This is a genomic window from Vibrio sp. Vb0888 (assembly GCF_033338835.1).
Lineage (GTDB): Bacteria > Pseudomonadota > Gammaproteobacteria > Enterobacterales > Vibrionaceae > Vibrio > Vibrio alginolyticus.
Genome location: NZ_JAWOTL010000048.1, coordinates 1 through 2,371, shown reverse-complemented (window position 1 = coordinate 2,371; position 2,371 = coordinate 1). Strand labels below are relative to the sequence as shown.

The 2,371-nt window shown below is 49.4% G+C and carries 1 protein-coding gene; it reads right to left on the bottom strand.

The features are described from left to right. Positions 1 to 2,371: efflux RND transporter permease subunit (locus R7P72_RS23590; protein WP_318110774.1), on the bottom strand; the 2,371-nt coding region annotated here is incomplete at both ends.

The window sequence follows — 2,371 nt, the reverse complement described above, 5'->3', positions numbered from 1 at the left end:
GTAATACCGAATATGATTGCCCAAGCCAAACCGTTAAAAATTGGGTCTAACGTAATCACGACGTTACCCAGTAACGTTGTACCCGCAGTCAGCAAGATTGGCCGCATACGAACAACGCCAGATTCAATCAACGCATCATGTAAGCTACGACCTTCAGACAGCGATTGCTGAACAAATTCAATCAAAACGAGTGAGTTACGCACCACAATCCCTGCTAGCGCAATCATGCCGATCATCGCGGTCGCCGTGAACAGAGCTGGGTTGGGGTAATTACCGATGTCACTGCTTAACACATTCAAAATCCAGAACCCCGGCATAATCCCAATCACAGTCAGAGGTATCGCCAGCATGATGATGCCCGATACCGCAGGTAAACCAGTTTGAATCAACATCACCACAAATACGCCAAGCAGCGCAGCGCCATAAGCAATGCCTAAATCGCGGAATACGTCCACTGTGATTTTCCATTCCCCCTCACCACTCCAAACCACCTCGATGTTGTCTGGCACACTCCAAGTGACACCAGCGCCATTGCTCAAGTACGTGCGATCTTGCCAGTGACGATGCACATCTTCCGCGTGAGTTGTATCTTGGTCAGCCATCACATCGGCAATCACTTCACCCGGAACACGCCCAACTACCTCGGCGTAGACATACACAACAGGCTTGAGGTTTTTATGGAAAATCGGTTTGTCCGCTGCGCGTTTCACAAAATGACCGACTTCAGACAACTGCACGATAGGCTGAGGAGCATCCACAACAGCCCCATTGGATTCTACTTTTGCAATGCCCGGACGGCCTCGCACATAAAGCTGCTCTAGTTGATTCAGGTTATCTCTGTCTTCGCGTCGGAGCTGCACTGCGATAGGTAGTGGTTCCACTTCTCTTGGATCGGCGATATAACCGAGCACTTTGGCGTTCGCGGCGGTAATAAGCGTGTTATTGATATCAGCAACAGAAACACCGGACAGCGCCGCTTTTTCTTGATCAACGATGAATTGCCACGTTTCTAAATCACCTTGGATGCTGGTATCCACCTCAGAAACCAACTGTTCTTTGCGAAGCCTATCCGCGACTTTCTCTGCTTGGCTCATCAGATCTTCATAAGATGTCGCTTCATCACCGTAAACTTCTGCCGTAATGGTGGCGATAACAGGCGGGCCTGGCGGCACTTCGACTAGCTGCACGTCAGCGTCAAACTTATCTGCAATCTGCTCTAAATCCGCCCTGAGTCGTGTCACCAGTTCGTGTGATTGCATTGCGCGGCGATTCTTCTCTGCAAGAACGACTCGAAGCTCGCCTTGGTATGGTTCGCTGCGCATAAAGTAGTGGCGCACCATGCCGTTGAAATCCATTGGGGAAGCGGTGCCTGCAAAGCCCGACACACTTGTCACTTCCGGCACCGTCATTAAATAGTCCGTAAAGCTCGACAGCGCGTTGGACGTATCCACAAAGCTTGAAGACTCTGGCATGTTTAATACCAATTGGAACTCATTTTTATTGTCATAAGGCAGCAACTTGAGTGGAACTAAGCGAAGTGCTGGCAACAATGCTGCCAAGACGAACAACAAGGCAACCAAACCAAGGAAAAGCCATGCTTTCTTGCGACTTTCAAGTAGCGGAATCAACACACCACGATACAAACGATACATCGGCGAAGATTGGATGTCATAGTGGCCGTTTTCCTCAGCACCTTTGAGTAGCTTCTTGGCAAGCCAAGGCGTAATCATAAACGCGACAACGGTACTAAAGATAACGCTGATCGGAACGTTGAACGCCAGTGGCGCCATGTAAGGCCCCATCATCCCAGTGATAAAAAACATCGGCGTAAACACGATAACAATCGCGACCGTCGACATTAACAAGGCGCTACGAATTTCTGCCATGGCGAGAACAATCGCATTGGTTCGTGTTAGATTTTTGCGTTTGAGGTAGCGTTCAATGTTGTCGATGCTGGCGATCGGATCGTCCACGATCAAACCTAGCGCCAAAATCAACGCAAAGAGTGTGACTCGGTTGATGGAATAGCCAAATGCCAAGTCCATCCCGAGCGCGGCACCATAGCTAATCGGAATCGCGATACCAACCACCAATGCGCTTCGCCAGTTCAAGAACAAACCGACAAACACCACGACCGTTAGAATAGAGATGCCAAGGCTTGATACCAAGTTGTTTACTTTCGCATTCGCCGTTTCGCCATAGTCACGAATGACTGCAACTTGAACTTGTGGAGGAAACTGCTCGGATTGAAGCTCCGCCAGTTTATCCCGAACAGACTGAGCGACGTTAACCGCGTTCGAGCCTTTTTGTTTAGCGACAGAGATAAACACCGCTGGGTATGCTTCATCGTGGTTTTTATCGCGATACCAAG